Source organism: Streptomyces sp. NPDC003327 (genome assembly GCF_053589515.1).
This window is the reverse complement of sequence record NZ_JBSFSA010000001.1, coordinates 261,636-287,050: the sequence shown is the minus strand read 5'-3', so window position 1 is coordinate 287,050 and position 25,415 is coordinate 261,636. Positions and strand designations below refer to the sequence as shown.

The 25,415-nt window shown below is 74.3% G+C and carries 20 protein-coding genes; 12 read left to right on the top strand and 8 right to left on the bottom strand.

Features of this window, described 5'->3' with window-relative positions:
* Positions 1–135: 135 nt before the first annotated feature.
* Entirely contained in the window at positions 136–699 is a 564-nt protein-coding gene (locus ACWDVG_RS01315) for an HNH endonuclease (protein ID WP_451694970.1), read from the top strand.
* 34 nt (positions 700–733) lie between these two features.
* Here ACWDVG_RS01315 and ACWDVG_RS01310 read toward each other — a convergent pair whose 3' ends face one another.
* Entirely contained in the window at positions 734–3,853 is a 3,120-nt protein-coding gene (locus ACWDVG_RS01310; RefSeq protein ID WP_451694968.1) for a beta-N-acetylglucosaminidase domain-containing protein, read from the bottom strand.
* Between the two features lie 259 nt (positions 3,854–4,112).
* Here ACWDVG_RS01310 and ACWDVG_RS01305 point away from each other — a divergent pair, with 259 nt between their 5' ends.
* Genes ACWDVG_RS01305 through ACWDVG_RS01295 form a run of 3 tightly spaced genes read left to right on the top strand, consistent with a single transcriptional unit; the run spans position 4,113 to position 6,653 of the window.
* The gene (locus ACWDVG_RS01305; RefSeq protein WP_451695113.1) at positions 4,113–4,313 is read left to right on the top strand and encodes a hypothetical protein; all 201 of its coding nucleotides are present in this window, start codon (positions 4,113–4,115) and stop codon (positions 4,311–4,313) included.
* A 1-nt stretch (position 4,314) separates the two neighbouring features.
* Complete coding sequence (malQ, locus tag ACWDVG_RS01300; RefSeq protein WP_451694966.1) at positions 4,315–6,405, top strand: 4-alpha-glucanotransferase; 2,091 nt, start codon at positions 4,315–4,317, stop codon at positions 6,403–6,405.
* A 20-nt stretch (positions 6,406–6,425) separates the two neighbouring features.
* A complete protein-coding gene (locus tag ACWDVG_RS01295) occupies positions 6,426–6,653 on the top strand; it encodes a hypothetical protein (protein ID WP_451694964.1) in 228 nt (75 codons plus the stop codon).
* 110 nt (positions 6,654–6,763) lie between these two features.
* Here ACWDVG_RS01295 and ACWDVG_RS01290 read toward each other — a convergent pair whose 3' ends face one another.
* Positions 6,764–7,285, bottom strand: a complete 522-nt coding sequence (locus ACWDVG_RS01290; RefSeq protein ID WP_451694963.1) for a MarR family winged helix-turn-helix transcriptional regulator — start codon at positions 7,283–7,285, stop codon at positions 6,764–6,766.
* A gap of 132 nt (positions 7,286–7,417) precedes the next feature.
* Between ACWDVG_RS01290 and ACWDVG_RS01285 the strand changes: the two genes are divergently transcribed.
* Genes ACWDVG_RS01285 through alc form a run of 4 tightly spaced genes read left to right on the top strand, consistent with a single transcriptional unit; the run spans position 7,418 to position 11,548 of the window.
* Positions 7,418–8,362 (top strand): EamA family transporter, encoded by a 945-nt coding sequence (locus ACWDVG_RS01285; RefSeq protein WP_451694961.1) that lies wholly within the window; start codon positions 7,418–7,420, stop codon positions 8,360–8,362.
* A 5-nt stretch (positions 8,363–8,367) separates the two neighbouring features.
* A complete protein-coding gene (locus ACWDVG_RS01280; RefSeq protein ID WP_451694959.1) occupies positions 8,368–9,348 on the top strand; it encodes a DMT family transporter in 981 nt (326 codons plus the stop codon).
* 29 nt (positions 9,349–9,377) lie between these two features.
* Entirely contained in the window at positions 9,378–10,310 is a 933-nt protein-coding gene (locus ACWDVG_RS01275; RefSeq protein ID WP_451694957.1) for a LysR family transcriptional regulator, read from the top strand.
* Between the two features lie 59 nt (positions 10,311–10,369).
* Positions 10,370–11,548: an allantoicase gene (gene alc / locus ACWDVG_RS01270; RefSeq protein WP_451694955.1), complete on the top strand. Its 1,179-nt coding sequence runs from the start codon at positions 10,370–10,372 to the stop codon at positions 11,546–11,548.
* A 154-nt stretch (positions 11,549–11,702) separates the two neighbouring features.
* Here alc and pepN read toward each other — a convergent pair whose 3' ends face one another.
* The 5 genes from pepN to ACWDVG_RS01245 form a co-directional block, all read right to left on the bottom strand.
* Positions 11,703–14,279: an aminopeptidase N gene (gene pepN / locus ACWDVG_RS01265; RefSeq protein ID WP_451694953.1), complete on the bottom strand. Its 2,577-nt coding sequence runs from the start codon at positions 14,277–14,279 to the stop codon at positions 11,703–11,705.
* 52 nt (positions 14,280–14,331) lie between these two features.
* The gene (locus ACWDVG_RS01260; protein ID WP_451694951.1) at positions 14,332–15,534 is read right to left on the bottom strand and encodes a TerD family protein; all 1,203 of its coding nucleotides are present in this window, start codon (positions 15,532–15,534) and stop codon (positions 14,332–14,334) included.
* 112 nt (positions 15,535–15,646) lie between these two features.
* The gene (locus ACWDVG_RS01255) at positions 15,647–16,663 is read right to left on the bottom strand and encodes an aspartate-semialdehyde dehydrogenase (RefSeq protein WP_451694949.1); all 1,017 of its coding nucleotides are present in this window, start codon (positions 16,661–16,663) and stop codon (positions 15,647–15,649) included.
* A 167-nt stretch (positions 16,664–16,830) separates the two neighbouring features.
* Complete coding sequence (locus ACWDVG_RS01250; RefSeq protein WP_451694947.1) at positions 16,831–20,148, bottom strand: S8 family serine peptidase; 3,318 nt, start codon at positions 20,146–20,148, stop codon at positions 16,831–16,833.
* A gap of 207 nt (positions 20,149–20,355) precedes the next feature.
* Positions 20,356–20,898, bottom strand: coding sequence for a CGNR zinc finger domain-containing protein (locus ACWDVG_RS01245; RefSeq protein ID WP_451694945.1), 543 nt, complete (start codon positions 20,896–20,898; stop codon positions 20,356–20,358).
* 129 nt (positions 20,899–21,027) lie between these two features.
* On the opposite strand from ACWDVG_RS01245, the gene ACWDVG_RS01240 reads away from it, so the two are divergent.
* The 4 genes from ACWDVG_RS01240 to ACWDVG_RS01225 all read left to right on the top strand — a co-directional run bounded on the left by ACWDVG_RS01240 (position 21,028) and on the right by ACWDVG_RS01225 (position 24,336).
* Positions 21,028–21,483, top strand: coding sequence for a VOC family protein (locus ACWDVG_RS01240; protein WP_451694943.1), 456 nt, complete (start codon positions 21,028–21,030; stop codon positions 21,481–21,483).
* Positions 21,484–21,523: 40 nt separating this feature from the next.
* Positions 21,524–22,414: a pyridoxamine 5'-phosphate oxidase family protein gene (locus ACWDVG_RS01235; protein WP_451694941.1), complete on the top strand. Its 891-nt coding sequence runs from the start codon at positions 21,524–21,526 to the stop codon at positions 22,412–22,414.
* A gap of 33 nt (positions 22,415–22,447) precedes the next feature.
* Positions 22,448–22,915, top strand: coding sequence for an NUDIX hydrolase (locus tag ACWDVG_RS01230; protein ID WP_451694939.1), 468 nt, complete (start codon positions 22,448–22,450; stop codon positions 22,913–22,915).
* A gap of 119 nt (positions 22,916–23,034) precedes the next feature.
* Positions 23,035–24,336: a serine hydrolase domain-containing protein gene (locus ACWDVG_RS01225; RefSeq protein WP_451694938.1), complete on the top strand. Its 1,302-nt coding sequence runs from the start codon at positions 23,035–23,037 to the stop codon at positions 24,334–24,336.
* A gap of 4 nt (positions 24,337–24,340) precedes the next feature.
* On the opposite strand, the gene ACWDVG_RS01220 is transcribed toward ACWDVG_RS01225, so the two are convergent.
* Entirely contained in the window at positions 24,341–25,348 is a 1,008-nt protein-coding gene (locus tag ACWDVG_RS01220; protein ID WP_451694936.1) for a hypothetical protein, read from the bottom strand.
* Positions 25,349–25,415: the final 67 nt, after the last annotated feature.

Genomic DNA, 25,415 nt, shown 5'->3' with positions numbered 1-25,415 from the left:
CGATGTGGTCGAGAACACCCCCGGCCCACCCCTCCGTTTCGGGGACGTGGTGGCGTTCCGACCAGGCATGAGGGGAGACTGAGAGCAGTTCGTCCCGGCGCGAGCCACGCGCCGCCGGCGTCATAGGAGGCATCCGTGCCGCATGTCCTGGTCCTCAACGCGTCGTACGAGCCGCTCGGCGTCGTACCGCTCCGCCGCGCACTCGTCCTCGTCCTGGAGAACAAGGCCCTCTGCCTCGAGGAGTCCGGCGCCTTCCTGCACAGCGAGACCCAAGTCGTCCCCGCGCCCAGCGTGGTGCGGCTGAAGCGCTTCGTGCGGGTCCCCTACCGGGGGCCCGTTCCCTTGACCCGCCGGGCGCTCTTCGCGCGCGACGGCGGGCGCTGCGCCTACTGCGGGGCCGTCGCGACCAGCGTCGACCACGTCGTCCCGCGCAGCAGGGGAGGCACGCACGCGTGGGAGAACGTGGTGGCTGCCTGCCGCCGCTGCAACCACGTCAAGGCCGACCGGCACCTGCGGGAGCTGGGCTGGCGGCTGCGCCACCAACCGGCCCCGCCGACCGGCCTGGCCTGGCGGATCATCGGGACCGGACACCGGGACCCACGCTGGTTGCCGTACCTCACGCCGTACGGCGCCGAGGACGTCATGGCCCGGATCGACTCCGTCGCCGACACCCCCGCGGGGGCGTTGACGGCGGGTTGACCCGGGCCTTTCGCGTACGGGACGGGGGCGCCCCTCAGGGGGCGTCCCGCTCCTCGTCTGCGCCGGCTCCGGCCGCGGGCCCGTGCGGCGCGGACGCCGGCGGAGCGGGGGGCGTCGACGGCGAGGCGGGCGTGGCGGGGGTGGCGGCGGTGTCGTCCGTCGACGGCTTCGCGGGCGGGGGCGTCGGCGCGACGGCGTACGTCTCCACCGACCAGAGCGAGTAGCCGTACTCGGTCGCCCGGGCGTCGCCCTGTATCCGCAGGAACCGCGTGTCCGCCGCGTCCATCCGCACCGACTCCCGGCCCCCGCGCCCGTCGGTGACCGTGGCCGCCGTCCGCCAGCTGCGGCCGTCCGCCGAGACCTGCACCCGGTAGCGCGAGGCGTACGCGTCCTGCCAGTGCAGCACCACCTGCCCCATACGGGCCGGCTCGGGCAGCTCCAGCTGCCACCAGGCGCCGTCCTCCGCGGGGGAGGACCAGCGGGTCGCCGGGTCGCCGTCCACCGCGTGCGCCGCGGGGAAGTCCGGGGTCTCGTCGCCGGAGGAGGAGGCCGTCGCCGTCCGCGCCAGGTCCGGGCCCGCCGTGCGCGGGAAGGCCCGCACCGTCAGGACCCGCTCCTCGCCCGCGAACGCCACCGGCACCCGGTAGGAGCCGGCCGGCACGTCCGCCGCCACCGAGACGTCGAGGGGCACGGTCGTGCGCGCGCCCCGCTCCACCGCGCTCTCCTTCGGCAGCCGTACGGTGACGCCCTTCGGCGCCTTCGCCGTGACCGTCCCGCGCACCTCGTCCGCGCGCAGGCCCGACAGCTCCACCCGCACGCGCTGCGCCGGGCCGCCGATCTCCACGTCCGTCTCGGACCGCGCCAGGGACAGCCCCGCGCGCGGCCCGTCCGCGAACCACGGCACGAGCGCCCGTACGCCCGGGGCCGTGCCGCTCTCGCTCCACACCACCCGCAGGACCTCCGCGCGCAGCCCCTTGAGCTCCGCGTGCGTCCAGCCGCTCGCCGCCAGCGGGCCCAGCGAACGCCAGCCCTCGCCGGGCACGAACGCCTCCACGCGCGCGTCCCCGTCGACCGCGCCCGGCTCAGCCAGCACCGTCAGGGCCTCCACCGACCGGGCCCGGTCGAGGCGCACGGTGTACGAGCCGGGGGCGCGGTCGACCGACCGCGCCGGGGTCCTCGCCGCACCGGTCCACGCGTCCGACGCGGCCACCGCGCGCGTGAGGAAGGGCCCGAGGACGCCCTTGCCGACCGTCACCCGGCTCGCCTTCAGCGCCTTCAGGAGCGCGTCGAGCCGCAGCCGTGCCTGCCAGGCCGCGGCGCCGTCCCCGCGCGCCTGCGCGCGGAGCATGTCGAGGGCCGTCTCGCCGGCCAGGCCGTACCGGGAGAGCTGCTCCAGCCAGGGACCCGTCTCGTCGCCCAGGGCGCCCCCCGCGGTCCCCGCGAGCCGCTCGGGCGCCTCCCGCATCACCGTGAACGCCGCCCGCAGCTCGTGCGCCGCCCGGTCCCGCACGGCAGGGTCGGGCGAGGTGCGGGCGGACCAGAAGGCGGCCAGGAGCGGCTTCAGATAGGCCGACTCGGCGCCCGGGTCGAGGATCGAGGAGGCGCCGTTCCCCGCGAGTGCGGCCAGCGCCTCCCGGGCGGCCCGGTCCGGACCCGCCAGGTCCTCGACGGCGGCGTTCCAGGACTCCCGCGGCCGGTAGCCGCGGGGGTTCCAGGCGTAGTCGGCGGCGGTGAAGAGCGGCACCCGGGAGGCCGTGGGCTGCGCCATCGCGAGGGCGAGGAAGGCGGCGGAGCCGGCCGCCACCGCGGGCTCACGGCCGGTCTGCGGGCCGAGGAACAGCCGGTCCTGCGCGTAGTCGTTGACCGGGTAGTTGTCCATGGTGACCAGCGGATGGCTGCCCAGGGCCGCGCGCGCCCCGGCCAGTTCCCCGCCGGTGATGGTGCGCGGCACGACGCCGACGCCCGTCCACGCCACGCGCACGCGCGCGTCGAGCGCCTCGGCGAGCGTCGTGCGGTAGTCGGTGGCACCGTCCTGGTAGTACTCCGTCGGCATCACCGTCAGCGGCGCCGCGTCCGGGTGGCGCTCGGCGAGGTGCCGGGCGACGGTGTTCGCCACGCGCGCGTGGGCGGTGGCCGCGCCCCGGGCGTCCCGCCCGAAGGCGTCGGCGTCCTTCGCGCAGTGCCACTCGCCGTACCCCGCGTCCTGGAACTGGAGCTGGAAGGAGCGGAAGCCGAGCTCCCACATCGCGTCGAGCTTCCGGGTCAGGGCGGCCACGTCCCGGTCCGAGGCGAGGCACATGGACTGGGCGGGCGCCACGGCCCAGCCGAGCGCGACGTGGTTGGCGGCGGCCCGCTCGGCGAGCGCCCGGAACTCGGCGGCCCGGTCGGCCGGGTACGGCTCGCGCCACTGCGCCTGGCGGTAGGGGTCGTCGCCGGGCGCGTACAGATAGCGGTTCTGCTTGGTCCGGCCCAGGAAGTCGAGCTGCGCGAGCCGCTGCTCCTGGCTCCAGGGGGTGCCGTAGAAGCCCTCGGTGACGCCCCGCTCGGCGGTGCCCGGCCAGTCGCGGACGACCACGCCCGGCACCTCGCCGCCGCCCGCGAGGAGCTGACGCAGGGTCTGGACGGCGTGGAACAGGCCGTCCTCGCCGACACCGTCCAGGACGACCGTGTCCCGGCCCTCGTGGCGGCCGGTGGCGAGCCGGTAGCCACCGCGCGGCAGGTCGAGCCGCTCGCGCACCCCCAGGGCGCGCAGCGCCTCCTCCGCGCCCGCCGCGCCCTCGCCGGTCGGACCGGCGGCGCGGACCACCGGGCCGCGACCGGGAAGCGCGGGGTGCACGGTCCGCACCCCGGCGGCGGCGAGCAGCTCCCGCAGGGCGGCGAGCGCGTGCGGATCGGCGTCGGCGTCCGCGAGCAGCGTCACCTCGTCCCCGAGGCGTACGGCGGGCCCGGCGGCGGTCAGCGTCTGCGGCCGGGGCCAGACGGCGGGGGTGCGCCCCGCGGGCCGGGCGGTCGCGGTCGTGGTGGCTGTCGCGGGCGGGGTGGCGGTCGCGGTCGCGTACGCCGTGCCCCGGGTCGCGCCGCCACCGAGGAGTCCGCCGATCACGGCCACGGCGATCGCCGTCGCGGTGCGCTTCTTCCTGTGCCCCAGCTGCACGGGGAACTCCCTTCGGCCCGGTCGGCTGCCCGGCTGCGCGACCCTCCGGCGGGTCACGAGCGGGTTACGACCCCACCACCCGTCGCACGGCAGTGTCAATGCGCGTGGCCGATGTGTCGCCTTTGCCCGGCAACCCTTCGGCGAGGTGACGCCATTTCCCCGGTTTCCGCCGGTAAAACGTGGTGCGGTGGGTAGGGCTTACGGCGTTGGGGCCTTCCCGGCTCCGGTACCCCCTGTCGAGACGAACCGGGAGAACCCCGTGACCACGACCGTTCACCCCATCGAGCGGATACGGATTCCGCGTCAGAGCGAGCCCGGAGGCGAGCCGTTGACCAGCGAGCCGCCGCTCGCGGACGCCGCGCCCCTCACCAGTGAACCGCCGCTCACCGAGGCGGCCCCCCTCACCAGCGAGCCCACCGCCCCCGGCACGGCGGGCGGCACGGAGTCCCCCGGAGTGTGATGTGACCCTGGCCCGTCTCGCCGCCCGACACGGCGTCGCCACCGAGTACAGCCCCTCGCGGGGCGTCACCGTCGCCGTACCGGACGCCACCGTGGTGGCCGTTCTCGGCGCCCTGGGCGTGGACGCGGCCACCCCGGAGGCGGTGGCCGCCGCGCTCGGCGCGGCGGAGCGGGCCGAGGCGGAGCGCCTGCTGCCGCCCACCCTGGTCCACCACGCGGGCGAGGAGCCGCCCCGGCCGCCCGCGGACCTGCCCCCGGAGACCCGGCTGCGGGTGACCACCGAGGAGGGCGCGGTCGTCACCGGGTGGGACTGGGAGCGGCTGCCGCTCGGTGTCCACACCGTCGAGGCCGCGGCCCCCGACGGACGGACCGGCACGAGCACCCTGATCGTGGCCCCCGCGCGCGTGCCGCAGCCCGCGCGGCGCTCGTACGGGCTCCTCGTCCAGCTCTACTCGCTGCTCTCGCAGCGCTCCTGGGGCATGGGCGACCTCGGCGACCTGCGGGAGCTGGCCACCTGGGCCGGCCGTACGCACGGCGCGGGCTTCGTGCAGGTCAACCCCCTGCACGCGGGCGTGCCCGGGGCCCCCACCGACCCCTCCCCGTACCGCCCGTCCTCGCGCCGCTTCCCCGACCCCGTCCACCTGCGGATCGAGGACGTCCCGGAGTACGCGCACGTGGGTCCCGAGCGGCGCGAGGAGCTCGACCGCGTCCTCGCCGACGCCGCCGAGCTGCGCGAGCAGGTCCTGAGCAAGGGCGCGCTGATCGACCGGGACGCCGTCTGGGAGCTGAAGCGGCGGGCCCTGGAGATCGTGGTGGCCGGAGTGGAGCTCGGTCCCGGACGGCGCGCCGACTACTGCGACTTCCTCGCCGAGCGCGGCCGGGCGCTGGAGGACCACGCCACCTACCAGGCCCTCGCCGAGCGGCACGGCCCCCACTGGCGCTCCTGGCCCGAGGAGCTGCGCTCGCCCGCGACCGCCGCCGCGGCCGTCCGTGCCGACGGCGCCCTCTCCGCCCGGGTCGACTTCCACTGCCGGCTCGCCTGGCTGACGGACCGGCAGCTCGCCGAGGCCGCGACCGCCGCGCGCGAGGCGGGGATGGCGGTCGGCATCGTCCACGACCTGGCCGTGGGTGTGCACCCCGACGGCTCGGACGTGTGGGCCCGGCAGCAGGACTTCGCCCCGGGCATGTCGGTCGGCGCCCCGCCCGACGCCTTCAACTCCCGCGGCCAGGTCTGGGGCCTGCCGCCCTGGCGGCCCGACGCCCTCGCCGCCGCGGGTTACGCCCCGTACCGCGGCCTCCTGCGCGAACTGCTCCGGCACGCGGGCGCCCTGCGCATCGACCACGTGATGGGCCTGTTCCGGCTCTGGTGGGTGCCGGAGGGCAGCGAGCCGACCCGGGGGACGTACGTCCGCTACGACGCGGCCGCGATGCTGGCCGTGCTCGCCCTGGAGGCCCACCGGGCGGGCTCGCTCGTCGTCGGCGAGGACCTGGGCACGGTCGAGCAGGGCGTGCGGGAGGAGCTGGCCCGGCGGGGGGTGTTCGGGACGTCCGTGCTCTGGTTCGAGCGGGACTGGGCCCGCACCGGCCGCCCGCTGGCCCCGGAGCGGTGGCGCGCGGAGTGCGTGGCCACCGCCACCACGCACGACCTGCCGTCGACGGCCGCCCGGCTCTCCGGCGACCACGTCGCCCTGCGGCAGCGGCTCGGGCTGCTCGCCGGGGACCCGGAGCGCGAGCGGGTGGCGGACGCGACGGAGACCGCCGAGTGGCTGGGGCTGTTCGAGCGGCTCGGGCTGCTGCCGGAGGGCGCGGGCGGCGAGGAGGCCGAGATCAGGGCCGTCCACCGGTTCCTGTGCGCCACCCCGGCGCGCATGGTCGGGCTCTGGCTGCCGGACGCGGTGGGGGACCGCAGACCGCAGAACCTGCCGGGCACCTGGGACCAGTACCCCAACTGGCGGCTGCCGGTCGCGGGCCCCGACGGGCAGCCGGTCACCCTGGAGCGGCTGGCCGCCTCGCCGCGCGCGCACGCCCTGCTGCGCCTGGCCGCCGAGGGGGTGGGGGCCCGTACGGCACCCCCGGGCGCGCGACGCGTTTAGGTGTTCGCTACGTTTGCACCGTGGACAAGAAGAACGCCCTGCGCGCCGGCTCCGTCGCGGCCGGTACGACGCTGATGATGCTGCTCATGTCGTCCCCCGCGCTCGCGCTCACCCGCGACGACGGTGACGACCCGGCCCCCAAGCTGGAGGTCATCGAGACCCTCGGCCTGTTCGTGGCGGCCCCGCTGGTGCTGTTCCTGGTGATCGCGGGCCTCGTCATGGTGCTCGACAAGTCGAAGAAGGCGTAACCGCCTCCTCGTTCTTCCCGAGGGCGCCGCACGGTACGAACCACCGTGCGGCGCCCTCGCATGCGTACGGCCGGGACGCGCGCCGTCCTCGCGCGTCCTCGCGCCCGTCCTCAGGCGGTCGTCGCGAGCAGCTTGCGCAGGAGGCCGGCCAGCTGTTCCGCCTCCTCGGCGCTGAGCGCCGACTCCAGGGCCGCGCGCTGCTGCGCGAGCCCGGCGCCGACGGCCTGGTCCACCAGCTCGCGGCCGCGCTCGGTCAGGGTGACCCGCAGACCGCGCCGGTCGTGCGGGTCGGGGCTGCGGGTGAGCAGCCCGGCCTTCTCCAGCTTGTCCAGCCGGCCGGTCATCCCGCCGGTGGTGATCATCAGCGTGGCCGTCAGCTCGCGCGGTGAGAGCGTGTACGGCTCCCCGGACCTGCGCAGCGTCGCGAGCACGTCGAACTCCCCGAGCGCCATGCCGTAGGGCGCGTACGCCTTGTCCACCTTGCCGCGCATGGCGGCGGCCAGCCGGTAGATCCGTCCGAAGACCGCCATGGGGAGCGTCTCCAGGTCCGGGCGGACGGCGGCCCACTGGTCGGTGATGGCGTCGACGGCGTCGTGCGCGGGCGGCTGCGGCGCGGGCTGCGGCGTGTTCATGGGGGCAGTCTTCCCCTCCCTGCCACTCGATGGCAAGAAAGCCACTTGCAAGTAAGTAGCTTAGTGCTAAGTTAATTACCGCAAAGCAAGCCGTGCCGCCCGGTCCGGCTCCGCAGCAAGGGGGAGACCGTCATGTCCCGCAAGGCCGCCGTCGTCGCACTCACCGCCCTCGCCCCGATCTCCTGGGGCTCCACCTACGTCGTCACCACCGAGTTCCTGCCGCCCGACCGGCCGCTCCTCACCGGGCTCCTGCGCGCCCTGCCCGCCGGGCTCCTGCTCCTGGCGCTCACCCGGACGCTGCCGAAGGGGGCCTGGTGGTGGAAGTCGGCGGCCCTCGGCGCCCTCAACATCGGCGCCTTCTTCCCGCTGCTCTTCCTCGCCGCCTACCGCCTGCCCGGAGGGGTCGCCGCCGTCGTCGGCTCCGTCGGCCCGCTCTTCGTGGTCGGCCTCGCCGCCCTCTTCCTGGCGGAGCGGCCGACCGTGCGGTCCCTGCTCACCGCGGTCGCGGCCGCCTTCGGTGTGAGTCTCGTCGTCCTCAAGGCCGGAGCGGCGTTCGACCTCCTCGGGGTGGGCGCCGGACTGCTCTCCTCCCTGTCGATGTCCGCGGGCGTCGTCCTCACCAAGCGCTGGGGCCGCCCCGAGGGCGTCGGGGCCCTCGCGCTCACCGGCTGGCAGCTCACCGCCGGCGGGCTGGTCATCCTGCCGGTCGCCCTCCTCCTCGAAGGCGCCCCGCCCGCCCTGACCGGTGAGAACCTCGCCGGCTACGCCTACCTCGCCCTCGGCAACACCGCCGTCTCGTACTTCCTCTGGTTCCGCGGCATCGAGCGGCTCAGCGCCTCCTCGGTCACCCTCCTCGGACCGCTCTCGCCGATCACCGCGGCCGTCATCGGCTGGGCGGCGCTCGGCCAGGCCCTCGGTCCCGTGCAGGTCCTCGGCATGGCGATCGCCTTCGGTGCCACCCTCGCGGGCCAGCTGGCCCCGCCCGCGAAGGTCCGACCCGCCACATTGTTCAGTTCACCTGAAAAGAACGGTCAGGAAGTTTCGATGGACCTGGAGGTTTCTGGCCTGCGACGGTAGGCCGCATGAGCCTCCCCACCACCCGACTCCCGACCGCCCCCGCCACCCCGACCGCCCCCGCCACCCCGACCGCCCCCTCAGCGGCCGGCGGCGCGACCCGCACCGAGAGACCGGCGCCCGCCAAGGGCGCCGGTCTCGGTCTGCTCCTCGCCCTCCTCGCCACCGTCGTCTGGTCCGGCAGCTTCGTCGCCACCCGCGACATGGCCGACTCCGTCCCGCCCGTCCAGGCCGTCTTCTGGCGCTGGATCATCGCACTCCTCGCGGTCGCCCCCTTCGCCGCCCGCCCCCTCTGGCGGCAGCGCGCGGCGATCCGACGGCACCTCGGATTCCTCGCCCTCGCCTCGCTGTTCGGCGTCGCCCTCTACAACACCCTGGTCCACCAGGCCGGACTGACCACATCCGCCACCAACATGGGCATGATCATGGCCGCCTCGCCGGTCCTCATGGCCGGGTACGCCCGCCTCGGCGGCGAACGGCTCGGCGCCCGCCGCCTCCTGGGCCTGGCCGTCGCCGTCCTCGGCGTCCTGCTGCTCGTCGGCAAGGGCTCCCTCGCGGTCGACCTCACCGCCGGAGACCTCTGGATGTTCGCGGCGGCCCTCTCCTTCGCCTCGTACAGCGCCCTCCTCAAGCGCAGGCCGCGAGGCATCGACGGGCCGGCCTTCCTCCTCACCACCTTCGCCCTCGGCGCCCTCATGCTCGCCCCCGCGTACGCCGTCTCCCTCGCCGTCCAGGGCGGCTTCCCGGCCACCGGCGCCACCGTCGGCCCCCTCCTCTACGTCGGCGTGCTCTCCTCCGCCGTCGCCTTCTTCGCCTGGAACCGGGCCGTCTCCCTGATCGGCGCCGCCCGCGCCGGAGTCGTCTACTACCTCCAGCCCGTCTGCGTCGCCCTGCTCTCGTACGCGCTCCTCGGCGAGCGGCTCGGCCTCGCGGGCGGCGCGTGCATGGCGCTGATCCTCGGCGGAGTGGCGCTGGGCTCCGCCCGGTAGGGGAAGCCGCGCCCGGTAGGTTGCGCCCCATGACCGAGTGGGACATCAAGAAGCTGCACATCCTGCGGACCCTGCGCGACCGGGGCACCGTCACCGCCACCGCGGAGACGCTCCTCATGACCCCCTCGGCCGTCTCCCAGCAGCTCACCAACCTCGCCAAGCAGCTCGGCGTCCCGCTCCTGGAGGCCCACGGGCGCCGCGTCCGGCTCACCGACGCCGCCCACCTCGTGCTGCGCCACGCCGAGGGCGTCTTCGCCCAGCTGGAGCGGGCCGACGCCGAACTCGACGCGTACCTGCGGGGCGAGGCCGGACGGGTCCGGGTCGCCGCCTTCTCCACCGCCGTCCCCGCCCTCGTCGTCCCCGCCGTCCAGCGGCTCCGCGCCGACCACCCCGGCCTGGACGTCCGCGTCCACGAGGCCGAGGCGGCCGAGGCGTACGAGCTCCTCGGCTCCGGCGCCGTCGACCTGGCGCTCTCCCTCGCCGCCCACGCGCCCACGGCCCGCGACCCCAAGTTCGGCCGCGTTCCGCTCCTCGCCGACCCCCTCGACGTCGCCCTCCCCGCCGGGCACCCGCTCGCCGACGCGCCCGGACTGCGGCTCGCCGACCTGTCCGGCGAGCCCTGGATCTTCGGCGGCTCCGGCCCCTGGTCCGAGATCACCACCGCCGCCTGCGAGGCGGCCGGCTTCGTCCCCGAGCAGGCCCACAGCGCCGCCGGCTGGACCGCGATCCTCGCCCTGGTCGGCGCCGGCATGGGCGTCGCCCTCGTGCCCCGGATGGCCGCGGCGGAGCGCCGGGGCGGCGGCGGCCCCGGCGTCGTCATGCGGGTCCTCTCCGCCGACCAGCCGCGCCGCCACGTCGTCGCGGCGGTCCGGCGCGGCGCCGAGGAGGGCCGGGGCGTGGCCCGGGTCCTCGCCGCTCTCCGCCACGCGGCCGCCGCCCGCGAAACCGTTCAGCAGAACTGAAAAGGACCGTCGAAAACATTCGATGGACCAGGGGGCTGCGGGCGCGGGACAGTCGCTCCATGACGACCTCCGCCGCGCAGACCGAGAACCACGAGCAGACCGAGAACGCCGAGCAGACCGAGAAGGCCGCGAGCCACGACCCGCACGCCAACGACGCCGCCCCCTACGCGGGCGGCGACCCGTACGCCGACTACCGCGCCGGTGACTTCCCCTTCACCGAGCTCGTCGACCTCGCCGACCGTCGTCTGGGCGCCGGAGTCGTCGCCGCCAACGACGAGTTCTTCGCCGAGCGCGAGAACCTCCTCGTCCGCGAGCGGGCCGTCTTCGACCCGGAGCACTTCGGCCACAAGGGCAAGATCATGGACGGCTGGGAGACCCGCCGCCGCCGCGGCGCCGACGCCGAGAACGTCTTCCCCGCCCCCGATGACCACGACTGGGCGATCGTCCGCCTCGGCGCCCCCGGCGTGATCCGCGGCATCGTCGTCGACACCGCCCACTTCCGCGGCAACTACCCGCAGAAGGTCAGCATCCAGGCCACCGCCGTCGAGGGCACGCCGAGCCCCGCCGAACTCCTCGACGCGACGTGGGAGGAGCTCGTCCCGCCCACCCCCGTGCGCGGCCACGCCGCCAACGGCTTCGGGATCACCGTCGAGCGCCGCTTCACCCACGTGCGCCTCTGCCAGCACCCCGACGGCGGCGTCGCCCGCCTCCGCGTCCACGGCGAGGTCGTCCCCGACCCCGAGTGGCTCGACCTCCTCGGCACCCTCGACCTGATCGCCGTCCTCAACGGCGGCTCCTACGAGGACGCCAGCGACAGGTTCTACTCCTCGCCGACCCAGATCATCCTGCCCGGCACCTCCCGCAAGATGGACGACGGCTGGGAGAACCGCCGCCGCCGGGTCCGCGGCACCAACGACTGGGTCCGCTTCCGGCTCGTCGCCCAGGGCGCCGTCCGCGCCGTCGAGATCGACACCGCCTACCTCAAGGGCAACTCGGCCGGCTGGATCGCCCTCCAGGGCCGCAACGGCGAGTCCGGCGAGTGGTTCGAGATCATCCCCAGGACCCGGCTCCAGCCCGACACCCTCCACCGCTTCAAGCTCCCCGCCCGGGCCGTCGTCACCCACGTCCGCCTCGACGCCTTCCCCGACGGCGGCGTCGCCCGGATGCGCCTCCACGGCACGCTCACGGACCAGGGCGCGGCCGACCTGCGCGCCCGCTACGCCGCCCTCGGCGGCTGAGCCGGGTCCCACCCGCTTCCGCCCGGCGGCGCGGCCGCGCGCCGACGCCCGCCCGCCGGGCGGACTCCAGACACGGCGAAGGGGCGCCCCCGTGGGGGAGGGCGCCCCTTCTCCGTACGACCGGTGCGACCGGTGCGACCGGTGCGACCGGGTGCTACTTCGCGGCCGCCGCGTCCGCCGCCCGCGCCCGCAGGGCCCGCTCGACGCCCGCGCGGGACTCGGTCACCAGGCGCCGCAGCGCCGGGACCGGGTTGTGCTCGGCGATCCAGGCGTCCGTGGCGTCCAGGGTCTCCTGCGAGACCTGGAGCGTCGGGTAGAGGCCGACCACGATCTGCTGGATCATCTCGTGGCTGCGGGTCTCCGCCACGCGCTTGATCGACGCGAAGTACTTCGCCGTGAAGGGGGCGAGCAGCTCGCGCTGGTCGGTCTGGACGAAGCCGGCGATGACGGCCTCCTGCACGGCGTTGGCCAGCTTGTCGTCCTCGACGACCGAGGCCCAGGCCTCCGCCTTCGCCGCCTCCGTCGGGCGGGCCGCCCGCGCGGTGGCCGCGTGCCGCTCGCCCGCCGCCGTCCGGTCCCGCTCCAGCTCGGCGGCGATCTCCGTCTCGTCGAAGACGCCGGTCGCGGCGAGCCGCTGCACGAACGCCCAGCGCAGCTCGGCGTCGACGGCGAGGCCCTCGATCGTCTCCCGGCCCTCCAGGAGCGCGGCGAGCAGGTCGAGCTGCTGCGGCGTCCGGGCGGTCGCGGCGAACGCCCGCGCCCACGCCAGCTGGTGGTCACTGGCCGGCTCGGCCGCCTGGAGGTGCGCCAGCGCCGCCTCCGTCCAGCGGGTCAGGCCGGTGTCGCGCCACTCCGGCGCCGCGTACAGGTCGAGGGCCGCCTTGACCTGGCCCTGCAGCGACTGCACCACGCCGATGTCGGTCTCCTTGGCGACACCCGAGAGGACGAGCTCCAGGTAGTCGCGGGTGGCCAGCTCGCCGTCGCGCGTCATGTCCCAGGCGGAGGCCCAGCACAGCGCGCGCGGCAGCGACTCGGCGAAGTCGCCGAGGTGCGCCGTCACGTTCCGCAGCGACACCTCGTCCAGACGGACCTTGGCGTACGACAGGTCGTCGTCGTTGAGGAGGACGACCGCCGGGCGGGCCTTGCCCACCAGCTGCGGCACGGAGGTCAGCGCGGCCGCCTCGATGTCCAGCTCCAGGCGGTCGGTGCGCACCATCCGGCCGGTCTCGTCGAGCTCGTAGAAGCCGATCGCGATCCGGTGCGGACGCAGCACGGCCTCCCCCTTGGCTCCCGCGGGCAGCGCCGGGGCCTCCTGGCGCACCGCGAAGGAGGTGATCGTGCCGCTGTCGTCGGTCTCGATCTCCGGGCGCAGGATGTTGATGCCCGCGGTCTCCAGCCACGCCTTCGACCAGGTCTTCAGGTCGCGTCCGGAGGTCTCCTCCAGGGCGCCGAGCAGGTCGGAGAGGCGCGTGTTGCCGAAGGCGTGGCGCTTGAAGTAGGCCTGCACGCCGGCGAAGAACTCGTCCTGGCCGACGTAGGCGACGAGCTGCTTGAGGACCGAGGCGCCCTTGGCGTACGTGATGCCGTCGAAGTTGACGAGCACGTCCTCCAGGTCGTTGATCTCGGCCATGATCGGGTGCGTGGACGGCAGCTGGTCCTGGCGGTAGGCCCAGGTCTTCTCCGCGTTGGCGAAGGTGGTCCAGGCGTTCGGCCAGCGGGTGCCGGTCACGGAGGCCTGGCAGGCGACCGAGGTGTAGGTGGCGAACGACTCGTTCAGCCACAGGTCGTTCCACCACTCCATGGTGACGAGGTCGCCGAACCACATGTGGGCGAGCTCGTGCAGGATGGTCTCGGCCCGCCGCTCGTACGCCGCGTCCGTCACCTTCGAGCGGAAGACGTACTGGTCGCGGATGGTGACCGCGCCCGCGTTCTCCATCGCGCCCGCGTTGAACTCCGGCACGAACAGCTGGTCGTACTTGGCGAACGGGTAGGCGTAGTCGAACTTCTCCTGGAACCAGTCGAAGCCCTGGCGGGTCACGTCGAAGATGTGGTCCGCGTCCAGGAACTCGGCCAGCGACGGACGGCAGTAGATGCCGAGCGGGACGGTCTGCCCGTCCTTCTCGTACGACGAGTGCACCGAGTGGTACGGGCCGACGATCAGGGCCGTGATGTACGTGGAGATCCGCGGGGTCGGCTCGAAGACCCACACGCCGTCCTTGGGCTCCGGGGTCGGCGAGTTGGAGATGACGCTCCAGCCCTCCGGCGCCTTCACCGTGAACTGGAAGGTCGCCTTCAGGTCGGGCTGCTCGAAGGAGGCGAAGACGCGGCGCGCGTCAGGCACCTCGAACTGCGTGTACAGATACGCCTGGTCGTCGACGGGGTCGACGAACCGGTGGAGGCCCTCACCGGTGTTCGTGTACGCGCAGTCGGCGACGACCCGCAGCTCGTTGCGGCCCTGCTTCAGATGGGGCAGCGCGATGCGGGAGTCGCGGAAGACGGCGGCGACGTCGAGGGCGTGGCCGTTCAGCACCGCCTCGTGCACGGCGGGGGCGACGAGATCGATGAAGCTCTCGGCGTTCGCCTCGGCGGAATCGAAGTGGACGGTGGTGACGGACCGGTAGGTCCCGCCCTCCTGCGCACCGGTGAGGTCCAGTTCGACCTCGTACGCGTCCACGGACAGCAGCTTCGCCCGCTGCTGCGCCTCTTCACGGGTCAGGTTCGTGCCAGGCACCCGGTCAACTCCTCAATTTCGTGACGTTTGGCTCATCCTTCCACGGGCCGCGTCACCTCCGCACGGCACATTTCCAGGCCCCGTCGCCGCTGATCCGCAGCAGCCCGGGGCCCGGCACTGGCGCGCTCACCCGGACCTCGCCGATCTCGTTGACGAGCAGGTCCTGCTCCTCGTCGTCGTAGAGCGGGTCCGCGGGCGGGGTGTGCTGGTGGACGGTGAAGTTCGACGCCCCCTGGTGCAGGAAGTCCAGGACCCCGGGCGGCCCCTCGTACAGCACGAGGTCGTGCGCGTGTCCCTCGATGTGGCTGTCGAAGCGGCGCGCGTGGGCCAGCGGCAGCACCCGCAGCGTCCACGGGGCGTCGGCGTCGACCCGCAGCGTCAGCGGGCGGGAGCGGGGGACCAGCGCGACCGTCCGGGCCCGTACGTCGTCCTCGTACGCCATGAGCAGGAAGTCCTCGACGCGGCCGTAGGCGTCGCAGGACTCGATGGTGGTGGAGAGCGAGTGGTACGACTCGATCTCCAGGAGCACCCAGGCGCCGGGCGGCAGACCGGGGTCGCAGCGCACGGTCTCCTTGCCGCGGCCCTGGTACGCGGCGGGCCGGAAGTCCCCGCCGTACGGATCGACCCGCGCCGGTACGGGCCGGGGGGCGCGCGGCGGGGGCGGCGCGGGCGGCGGGGGCGGCGGCGGTACGTAGCCGGGGCCGGGGATCGGCGCCGGCGGGGCCTCCACCACGATGCCGAAGTCGGTCGCGAGGCCGGCGAGCCCGGAGGCGTAGCCCTGCCCGACGGCCCGAAAGCGCCAGCCGCCGTCCCGCCGGTAGAACTCCCCGAAGACGAAGGCCGTCTCGGTGGTCGCGTCCCCGATCGCGCAGGACGCGACGGGGAGCCCGGCCGCGTCGGTGACCCGGACGTCCAGCTCCGGCACCCGGCCGAAGGCGCCCCCGTCGACGGACGCGGCCACCACCAGTCGCCCCACCTCGGGCTCCACGCGCGCCAGGTCCAGCCAGAGCCAGTCGGCGGCCGGGGTGCCGGGGGCGCCGGGCGCCGACTTGCCCAGGTGCCGCACGGCCCCCGAGCGGTGCCGTGCGTGGTTGTAGAAGACCAGGTCGTCGTCGCCCCGGACCCGCTCCCCGGGCCCCAGGAGCAGCGCGGAGACGTCCACGTCGGGGACCCCGTGCCCGGTGCGCCAGCTGACCGCGACGTGGAGGGCCTGCGGGGGCACCGGGACGTGGGCGCCCTTCGGTATCTGGGTCATGGAGGAACTGTGGCACGCGCGGGCACGCCGGAGGGGCGGCTCCCCGCAACGGGAAGCCGCCCCTCCGGACGTCGTACGGGCCGGTCGTCCCGGCCCGGCGTGGGGCCCGGTGTCAGCCCTTGAGCTCGGCCGCGACCAGCTCCGCGATCTGCACCGCGTTCAGCGCGGCGCCCTTGCGGAGGTTGTCGTTCGAGAGGAAGAGCGCGAGGCCGTTCTCCACGGTCTCGTCGACGCGGATGCGGCCCACGTACGAGGCGTCCTTGCCGGCCGCCTGGAGCGGGGTGGGGATCTCGGAGAGCTCGACGCCCTCGGCGTCCTTCAGCAGCTCGTAGGCGCGCTCGACGCTGATCGGGCGGTCGAAGCGGACGTTGACCTGGAGCGAGTGGCCGGAGAAGACCGGGACGCGCACGCAGGTGCCGGAGACCTTGAGGTCCGGGATCTCCAGGATCTTGCGGGACTCGTTGCGGAGCTTCTGCTCCTCGTCGGTCTCGAAGGAGCCGTCGTCCACGATCGAGCCGGCCAGCGGCAGCACGTTGAAGGCGATCGGGCGCTTGTAGACGCCGGGCTCCGGGTACTCCACGGCCTCGCCGTCGTGGGTCAGCTCGGTGGCGCGCTCGGCGACCGCCTTGACCTGGCCGTCCAGCTCGGCTACGCCGGCCACGCCCGAGCCGGAGACGGCCTGGTAGGTGGTGGCGATGAGCGCGGTGAGGCCGGCCTCCTGGTGGAGCGGCTTGAGGACCGGCATGGCGGCCATCGTGGTGCAGTTCGGGTTGGCGATGATCCCCTTGGGGCGGTCCTTGATCGCGTGCGGGTTGACCTCGGAGACGACGAGGGGGACCTCGGGGTCGCGGCGCCAGGCGGAGGAGTTGTCGATCACGACGGCACCCTGGGAGGCGACCTTCTCGGCGAGGGCCTTGGAGGTGGCGCCACCGGCGGAGAACAGGACGATGTCCAGGCCGGTGTAGTCGGCCGTGGAGGCGTCCTCGACGGTGATGCCGTCGACGACGGTGCCGGCGGAGCGGGCGGAGGCGAAGAGCCGCAGCTCGTCGACGGGGAAGTTCCGCTCGGCCAGGATCCTGCGCATGACTGTGCCGACCTGACCGGTGGCTCCGACGATTCCGACCTTCACGGGGACTCCTCCGTACGAATGTGCAGGCTGCTGCCGTCCATGATGCGTGTCTCCGGGCCCGCCTTGTCCAATCCATTGTCCAAGGGGCGGGACATGCGGCGAGACGGCGGAGGGGCGGGCGCCGGTTGCGGCGCCCGCCCCTCCTCACCTCGTGGTGCCGTGCGGTGCTACGGGGTGACGTTCCCGATCAGGACGCTGCCGGAGCCCGCGACGGTGCCGCGCGCGTTGACGAGCTGGACCTGGCCGAAGAACTGGCGGCCCTCGGGAGCCGCCCCGGCGACGACGACCTCGGCGGCGACCGCGGCGCTCGCACCGTTGGCCAGCGCGTAGGTCTTCGCGTCGTCGACCCGGACGCTGCCGAGCGCGGCCGAGTAGTACACGTCCTTGTAGTCGTAGGACGTGCCGCCCGCGGCCTGCACCGAGTAACCGTCGATGACGACGGTGTAGGTGCCGGCGGCCGGCTTCACCAGGGAGACGGCCTCCTCCGAGTCGCCGTCGGCGGCCTGGCCGACCTGCTTGCCGTTCAGGAGGACGGTCAGGTCGAGGTCGGCGGCCTTGTCGGAGGTGTTGCCGATCGCGATGTCGAGCCGCTCGACGCCCTCACCGATGGTGACGGTCTTCGTCTGCTGCTCGTGGTGCTGGATGGTCGGCGTCTCGGACTTCTGCGAGCCGAGCGGGCCGCCCTTCAGCTTGCCGTCGAGCGCGGCGAACCCGTTGGTGACGTTCCACTGCACGGCGGCCGGGGTGCCGATCTTCGCCTCGGCCACGGTCTGTACGGCCGGGTCGAAGGAGGCACCGAGGACGGAGACGCCCAGGGTGTACGGGTTGTCCAGGTCCGGCGACGTGCGGCGGGACTCGACCTCGATCTCCCACACGCCCGGCTGCGGGTCGGCGTACGAGCGCAGGTCGGGACGGCAGGTGTTCGCCGGGTTGTAGTGCGGGTAGCACACGTTGGACGCGGTCGACTCGAAGGCCGTGCCGTACGGGTGGATGGCGATGAACCGGGTCTGGCTCTTCTCCTTCAGCCCGCCGAGCGAGACCTCCAGGGAGGTGGCGCCCTCCGGCACGGTCACGAAGTACGACTTGTGGCTGTTGCGCTGGACGGAGCCGGACGCGGAGAAGGCGTAGCCGGGCGCGACCAGGTCGCTCGCGACGACCGAGGTGGCGAGGATCTGCTTGTCGACGCCCTCGGTGCGCTCGTCGTCGGCCTCCAGGATGACGCTGTGGACACCGGCGGTTGAGGGCCGGGCCTGGAGCCTGACGGTGACCGGCTTGTTCAGCGGCAGGTCGATCTCGTCGTCGCCGAGGATGCGGAAGGTGCCGTCGTTGTACTTGAGGTCCAGCTCGTGCTCGATGACACGGTCCGGGCCGCTCGTCCGCGTGACGGTGACGTCGTAGACCTTCTTCTGGCCGACCTTGAGGCCGCCCTCGCGGTCGTACACACCGGTGCCGGTGTGCGGGGCCGGGAAGATCACGGTGTCGACCGGGGCCTCGACCTTGTAGGCGTGGGCGGTCGCGCCGTCCTTGACGGACTCCCACGCCTCGTTGATGTCGACGAGGCCCGAGCCCTGCTCGTGGGCCGCGACACCCGGGATCCGCTGCGCGGTCGAGGTGAGGGCGGTGCGCAGGGTCAGCGGCGAGAGCTCGATGCCCCGCTGCTTGGCGGCGGAGAGCAGCAGCGCGCTCGCGCCCGCGACCTGCGGGGACGACATCGAGGTGCCGTTGAGCATGCCGTAACCGGCGGGCAGCGCGTAGCCGGCCTCGGCGACGCCGGCGCCGGCCTGCCAGGTCGGGATGGTGTTCACGGCGGAGCCGGGACCGGTGACGGTCGGGGTGAAGCCGCCGTCCTCACGCGGGCCGCGCGAGGAGAAGGGGAACATCGCGTACGACTTCTCGACGGCGGAGCCGTAGTTCGCGGCCCAGGTCGAGCGGGAGATCGCCGCGCCGACCGAGACGACCTTGTCGGCCAGGCCGGGGTCGCCGATCGTGTTGATGCCGGGGCCCGAGTTGCCGGCCGAGATGACCAGCTGGACGCCGTACTCGTCGATCAGACGGGTGTAGAGGCGGGCGCGGACGTTGTCGCCGTCGTTCAGCGCGGGCAGGCCGCCGATCGACATGTTGACGATGTCGACGCCGCGGTTCACGACGAGGTCGATCATGCCCTCGGTGAGGGCGGTGTTGGTGCAGCCGCCCGTCCAGGTGCACGCGCGCGAGGAGACGATCTTCGCGCCGGGGGCCGCGCCGTTCATGCGGCCGCCGAAGAGGCCGCGGGCGGCGGTGATGCCGGCGACGTGCGTGCCGTGCGAGGACTCGACGAGGCCGACGTTGACGAAGTCGCGCTTCTGGCCGACCCACGTGCCGCCCAGCGGGTCCATCGGGACGTCCTTGCGGATCTCCACGACGAACGGGGTGCGCTCGGCGACCTCGGTGTCCGGGTTGTCGGTACCGAAGTAGCCGATCTGGAACCCGTCCTTGTACGGCTTCATCGGCGCGTTGTCCGTGAAGTCGTTGTTCTGGTCGGTGTCGACGCGCACGGTCCCGGCGGCCGGGTCGTACAGCAGGCCGAAGACGTCGGTGGTGTCGCCGTCGCGGTTGATGTCACCGGCCGGGTCGCCGCCCGCGGTGATCGACTCCGAGAACCGGCTCCACTGGTAGGCGCCCTCGGGGGCCTTCCAGGACTGCGTGGCGGCGGTGAAGACCGGGCCCGCGACCGGGGTGATCTGGGCGCGCCAGGTGGCGTCGCCGTCGGCCAGCGGGTCGGTGGCGGTCACCCAGTCGACGATCTTGCGCTCGCCGGTGGTGGTCTTCTGCAGCGCCGGGTGGGCCAGGTCGACACCGGAGTCGATGACGCCGATGGTCACGCCGCGGCCGTCGGCCTTGGGGTGCTCCTCGACGAACTCGACGGCGCCCGTCTCGTGGGACGGGTTGTACGGGTTCCGGGCCGGCGTGGACTTCGAGGGCGCCGGGTAGGTGCGGGTGACCGTGGTGCCCTCGACGGCGCCCGCGGTGCCCGCGTCCGGCGTCGGGTCGTCCAGCTTGACCTCGGCCTGGAGGTCGACGGACTGGACGGAGGAGAGCTTGGTCGCGGCCGTGATCGCGGCCTCGGCCTTGCCGGTCGGCAGGGTCGCGCGCACGTAGCCGAGCGCGTCGTTCCGCTTGCCGACGGAGGCGCCGGGCACGGCGTCGAGCTGGCCGGCGACCTGCTCGGTCGCGCCGGGGGCGGTGGCGATGAGCACGGTGACGTTCCGCGCGCCGGTCGCCTCGGCCTCCGCGAGCCGCTGGGCGTCGGCGGTGCCGAGCTTGTCGGCGGCGTCGACGGACTTGACCGGGGGAGCGGTCGCCGGGTCATCGGCGGCCAGCACGGGGGCGGCACCGGTCGCGACGAGCGCGGCGACCAGGCCGGTGGCGGCGGCGATGCGAGCCGCTCGTCTCCGCCCGTGCGTCGAGCGTCCGGATATGACGCTCAGAGTTTCGGGGGTGGTCATTTACATCCCTGTTTGTGAAGGAGAGGGTCCGGATTTCGGTACCGGATGACCGCTCAGCCTTTCGCAAGGGGCAGGGTTTGTGGAGGGTTGACGGACGCGGAATGGCGCCGTGGCATGAACCCGCCACCCTCCCGGACGCGCCATCGAGGACGAAACCGCCCCAACGGGGCGGTCCGGCGGCGGCGCCGACGCGCCGGCCCGGAGGGCTCAGCCCTCCTTCGTACGGGCGTAGTGGCGCGAGGCCTTGGCGCGGTTGCCGCACACGGCCATCGAGCACCAGCGGCGGGTGCCGTTCCGCGAGGTGTCGAAGAAGTGCAGGACGCAGGCCTCGTGGGCGCAGGCCCGGATGCGGTCCGGGGCGGTGCGCAGCAGGTCGAGGTAGTCCCGGGCGGCGATCCAGCCCGGCCCCCGGGCGGCGTCCGTGAACTCTGCCTCCTCGCCGGGTCCTTCGGTGGTGAGGCGGGCCCGGATCCGCCCGTGGCCGAGGACCGCGTCGACGCGCGCGGTGGCGTCGGGGTCGCCCGGCCGGTCGACGAGCGCGGCGAGGGCGTCCCGGGCGGCGAGCGTGTGGCGCAGGGTGGCGGCGTCGGCCGCGAACCGCCCGTCGAGCCCGTTGGCCGCCAGCCAGACCGCGAGCCCCCCGGTGTCCGTGAGCAGGTCGTGCCGGGCGCCCTCCTGGTTCCACCGGGTGTTCAGCAGGTCGAGGGAGACGGGCTCGCCGGTGAGCGGCCGGGGGTCGGTGACGGTCATGGCGGGCACTCTCCTCGTCGATCTAACCCCTCAAGAGTACGTCAGCGGTTGACGCTCGTCATGACTAACCCCTAAAGTCAATTTAAGAGGTTAGCCCGACGGGGGCCGGCCACGCAGAGAGGGACCGCCATGTCCGCGATCGGCACGCTCACCACGCACCACGTCGGCCTCAACGTCACCGATCTGGAGCGCTCGCTCGCCTTCTACGGAGACGTGCTCGGCTTCGAGGTGCTCACCGAGGGCAAGGAGGAGGGGCGCCGCTACGCCCTGCTCGGCCAGGGCGGCCGCCTCGTCCTCGCGCTCTGGCAGCAGGCCGACGGCGGCTACGCCCCCGCCCTCGCCGGACTGCACCACCTCGCCTTCGAGGCCGAGTCCATCGACCACGTCCGCGCCGCCGAGGCCGCGCTGAGGGAGCGGGGCACCACCTTCGCGTACGAGGGCGTCGTCGCCCACAGCGAGGGCGCGGCGTCCGGCGGCATCTTCTTCCACGACCCGGACGGCACCCGCCTGGAGATCGCCGTCGCCAAGGGCGCGGAAGACGCCCCCGCCCCCTCGGAGTCCGCCCCGACCTGCGGCTTCTTCTAAGCCCGCGCCCCCACTCCCACCCCAACCCCAGGAGGTCCCCGTGACCGCGTACAATGCAGGCTCCCTCGCCGTACAGACCCGCGTCGGCGTCCGCGACCTCGCGGACCACGTGGGCCGCTCCATCGCCCCCACGATCCGCCCCGTCGCCGCCGCCTTCCTCGAACTCCAGCCGATGCTGGTCGTCGGGGCGGCGGACGGCGAGGGCCGGGTCGGCGCCCATCTGCTGACCGGCGCCCCCGGCTTCGTCCGGGCCACCGGGCCGCGCACGGTCTCCGTGGCCGCCGCCCTCCCCGAGGGCACGCCCGCCGGGGCCGCCGTCGGCACCATCGCCCTCGACCCGCGCACCCGCCGCCGCATGCGGCTCAACGGCACCGCGCACCCCGGCCCGCGCGGCTTCACCGTCGAAGCCGAGCAGGTCTTCTCCAACTGCCCCAAGTACCTCCAGAAGCGCGAGCTTTACGGCTTCGCCGACGACACCGGCTCCGGCGAGGGCCACGGCCCCGGCTCCGGGCCCGGCGCCGTCCGCCACGGCGAGGCGCTCACCCCCGAGCAGACGCGGTTCGTCCGGGCCGCCGACACCTTCTTCGTCGCGACCGCCGCGCCCGACGGCGTCGACGCCAGCCACCGCGGCGGCAACCCCGGCTTCGTGCGGGTCGACGGACCCACCGAGCTGAGCTGGCGGGACTACCCGGGCAACGCCATGTTCCTGACCCTGGGAAACCTGGAGCTGGACGGCCGCGCCGGGCTGCTCTTCCTCGACTGGGAGACCGGCGCGGGCCTCCGGCTCGGCGGCCGGGCCCGCAACGAGCTCACGCCGGACGGCGAGCGCGTCGTCCGCTTCCACGTCGAGCACACGATCGAGACGCCGATGGCCAGCCCCCTGCGCTGGTCCCCGCCGGAGTACTCCCCGGCCAACCCGGAAACCCCGTAGGCCTCCCCGCCCTTTCCGGCCTAACCTCGTCGGATGACCAAGGAGTTGAGGGTGGCGGCCTACGCCGTGTGCGTCCGGGACGGACAGATCCTGCTGGCCCGCTGGGTCGCCGACGACGGCGCCAAGCGGTGGACGCTGCCCGGCGGCGGCATGGACCACGGCGAGGAGCCGACGGCGACCGTGGTCCGCGAGGTCGAGGAGGAGACCGGATACCTCACCGAACCCACCGCCCTCCTCGGCATCGACTCCATCCGCCGCGGCTGGGTGCGCCGGCTGCGCGGACCGGGCGACTTCCAGGGCCTCCGCATCCTCTACGAGGCCCGGATCACCGGCGGCGAGCTGCGCAACGAGACCGGCGGCTCCACGGACCTGGCCGCCTGGCACCCGCTGGACTCGGTGGCCGGCCTGACCCGCGTCGAGCTGGTCGACATCGGCCTCGACCTCTGGCGGGAACGGCCCCCGGTCGGCCGCTCCCGGCTCGCCGACCCCACGAACCGCTGACCCTGCCGCCGAACGGCTGAAAACGGCTCAACCGGCGCACCCCCGCTCAACCGTCCCGGCCGCCCCGTGGTCCTCCCCGCCGACCGCAGTACACGGACCACGGAAACCAGGGGACCCGCATGTCAGCCCGTACCGCCCGCACTGCCCGTACGACCCGCACCCTCGCCCGTACCGCCGTCGCCACCGCCCTGGTGGCCGGCCTCACCGGGACCGCCCTCGCCGCCCCGGCCCTCGCGGCGGGCACCCCCGCGGCGCCCGCCGCCCCGCACCACACGGCCACCCAGCAGGCGTTGCGGGCGGCCGTCGAGGCCGGGGTGCCCGGCGCCGTCGCCCAGGCCCGTGACGGCCACCACCGCTGGACCGGCACCGCGGGCGAGCGCGGCGGCGACGACCGCTTCCGCGTCGGCTCCATCACCAAGACCTTCGCCGCCACCGTCCTCCTCCAGCTCCAGGCCGAGGGCCGCCTCGACCTCGACGACCCGGTCGCGAAGTGGCTCCCCGGCCTGGTCCGCGGCAACGGCCACGACGGCCGCGCCATCACCGTCCGCCAGCTCCTCAACCACACCAGCGGCATCTACAGCTACACCGAGGACCCCGGATTCCAGCAGAAGATCTTCGGCGCCGGCTTCCTGGAGCACCGCTACGACACCTGGGCCCCGGAGCAGCTCGTCGCCGTCGCCATGACCCACGCGCCGGACTTCGCGCCCGGCACCGGCTGGCGCTACTCCAACACCAACTTCGTCCTCGCCGGCCTGGTGATCGAGAAGGTGACCGGACGCCCCTACGGCAAGGCGGTCGAGAACCGCATCATCAAGCCCCTGAAGCTGCGCGCCACCAGCGTCCCCGGCACCCGGCCGACCCTGCCGCAGCCGAGCAGCCGGGCCTTCTCCACCCTCACCCCCGACGCCGGCGCCCCCGTCCACGACGTCACCGAGCTGAACCCCTCCCTCGCGTACGCGGCGGGCGAGATGATCTCCGACTCCGCCGACCTCCAGACCTTCTACCGCGCCCTGCTGAAGGGCCGGCTGCTCCCGAAGGCCGAGATGCGCGAACTGACCGCCGCCGTGCCGGTCTCGCCCGAACACCCCCAGTTCCGCTACGGCCTCGGGATCTCCTGGCAGAAGCTGAGCTGCGGGACCGAGGTCTGGGGCCACGGCGGCGGCATCCACGGCTCGATCTCCGAGGCGTACACGACCCGCGACGGGCGGCACTCCCTCGCCGCCAACTTCAACGCCGACTGGACGGGCGACACGCAGTCCGTCATCGAGGCCGAGTTCTGCGGCGCCGTCCCGAAGGCCACCGCCCCGAAGGCCACCGGCCGCACCGGCGCCGACCCCCACGCCGCCGACCCCAAGGGCCTCGCCGCGAAGAGCCCGGCCGTGACGGGACTCGGAGTGCGGAACCTGCTCCCGGCGGGCTGATCCGTCACCGGGGCAGGACGACGACATAGGCGGCGGGCTGCCGGTCCGACGCGGCCATCAGGGCCGTACGGACCACGGTGGCCTGCTGCTCCATCGCCTCGCGCAGCTTGCGCGGGGTGACGTGGACGACCGTGATGCCGAGCCGCTCCAGGTGCTCCCGCTTGCGGGTGTACTCGGACCACAGCGCGTCGTCGTCCTGCCGCGGGGCCCGCGTGTCCAGCTCCACGGCCACCGCCTGGTCCGGCCAGTAGGCGTCGAGGCCGCCCAGGTGGGGGCCGCCCGGCAGCCGCAGGTCCACGTTCCACAGCGGGTCCGGCAGTCCGAACTCGCGCACCATCTCGTAGAGCCGCTCCTCCGAGAGGGCCCGCCCCTCGGTGAGCAGGGCGTCCACCGCGTCCACCACGTGCGGCCGGGTCAGCAGCCGCGCCCGGCTCAACTCCCGCACCACGTGTGCCGGTTCGCAGTGCCCGCCGCGGACCGCCTCGGTGAGCAGCCGGCGTACGGCCTCCGGGTCCGAGACGCCCGACACGGCGTCGGCGACGGCGCGGGCCACGGGCGCCACCGGCAGGGCCGTGACCTCCAGCGGCTCGGGGAACTCCACGGCCCGCACCACCCGGACGAATCCGGTCGACCGCAGCCGCCGGGTGCGCGGCACCAGCACGTCGATCCGCTCCTGGGCGGTCAGTGGGGGAGCGGCGGAGAAGCCGTGCAGGGTGAGGGCGGCGAAGCCGGTGAGCATCGCGTGCGGGCCCTGCGGGGGCAGGGTCCCGTCCTTGCGGGCGTAGAGGAGCGCGGCGCCGAGCCGGTCCTCGCTGGTGGGGCGGCCGGGGCGGAGCAGGAACACACCGGGCAGCAGCTGCTGCCAGTCGCCGCCGGTCGCGCAGCGCGCGGCGACCTCGGCGGCGGTGATGCCCTGCGCCCTCAACTGGACGGCGGAGGCCAGTCGTTGGGTGCGGGCGGTGGGGGTGGCGAGGGTGCCGGGGCGGGGGGTGATGGGGGTGTCGTGGTTCATGACGGGGGTCTTCCGCTTCCGAAGGCTCCCCTAACCCCTGTTACACGCACGTCGACGAACCGGGACA

What these genes read in the sequence shown, in the direction of transcription:
- ACWDVG_RS01220 (WP_451694936.1), bottom strand. Translation starts at nt 25,348, where the DNA reads ATGAACCACGACACCCCCATCACCCCCCGCCCCGGCACCCTCGCCACC.
- ACWDVG_RS01285 (WP_451694961.1), top strand. Translation starts at nt 7,418, where the DNA reads ATGTCCCGCAAGGCCGCCGTCGTCGCACTCACCGCCCTCGCCCCGATC.
- alc (WP_451694955.1), top strand. Translation starts at nt 10,370, where the DNA reads ATGACGACCTCCGCCGCGCAGACCGAGAACCACGAGCAGACCGAGAAC.
- ACWDVG_RS01240 (WP_451694943.1), top strand. Translation starts at nt 21,028, where the DNA reads ATGTCCGCGATCGGCACGCTCACCACGCACCACGTCGGCCTCAACGTC.
- ACWDVG_RS01260 (WP_451694951.1), bottom strand. Translation starts at nt 15,534, where the DNA reads ATGACCCAGATACCGAAGGGCGCCCACGTCCCGGTGCCCCCGCAGGCC.
- ACWDVG_RS01230 (WP_451694939.1), top strand. Translation starts at nt 22,448, where the DNA reads ATGACCAAGGAGTTGAGGGTGGCGGCCTACGCCGTGTGCGTCCGGGAC.
- ACWDVG_RS01280 (WP_451694959.1), top strand. Translation starts at nt 8,368, where the DNA reads ATGAGCCTCCCCACCACCCGACTCCCGACCGCCCCCGCCACCCCGACC.
- ACWDVG_RS01225 (WP_451694938.1), top strand. Translation starts at nt 23,035, where the DNA reads ATGTCAGCCCGTACCGCCCGCACTGCCCGTACGACCCGCACCCTCGCC.
- ACWDVG_RS01275 (WP_451694957.1), top strand. Translation starts at nt 9,378, where the DNA reads ATGACCGAGTGGGACATCAAGAAGCTGCACATCCTGCGGACCCTGCGC.
- ACWDVG_RS01250 (WP_451694947.1), bottom strand. Translation starts at nt 20,148, where the DNA reads ATGACCACCCCCGAAACTCTGAGCGTCATATCCGGACGCTCGACGCAC.
- ACWDVG_RS01290 (WP_451694963.1), bottom strand. Translation starts at nt 7,285, where the DNA reads ATGAACACGCCGCAGCCCGCGCCGCAGCCGCCCGCGCACGACGCCGTC.
- ACWDVG_RS01245 (WP_451694945.1), bottom strand. Translation starts at nt 20,898, where the DNA reads ATGACCGTCACCGACCCCCGGCCGCTCACCGGCGAGCCCGTCTCCCTC.